Genomic DNA, 205 nt, shown 5'->3' with positions numbered 1-205 from the left:
TTTCGTCATTTACTGCTGGTAAAGTGATATCAACCAGATCATTTAAACGACCTTGTAGCGCATCTTTTTCTGCTTGTACTGCCTCAGGTAACGCTGTCACTTTTGTTTGTGCTTCTTCTTTAGCAGCAAGTGCATCATCACGTGCTTGAGTCAGTGCAGTAAGTTCTGTTGGGGTGATGAGGCCATTGGCATTTGCATCGATCAG

General features: G+C 43.9%; 1 protein-coding gene. It reads right to left on the bottom strand.

Annotated features, from left to right (window positions below; translation table 11 throughout):
- Window positions 1-205 (bottom strand): GA-like domain-containing protein (locus AC1M84_RS14350; protein WP_481595249.1); only part of this gene is annotated, 205 nt, incomplete at both ends.

It is taken from the genome of Acinetobacter sp. 24-47-66, from assembly GCF_056779755.1.
The sequence above is the reverse complement of the archived record's forward strand: the minus strand, read 5'-3'. Positions and strand labels throughout refer to the sequence as shown.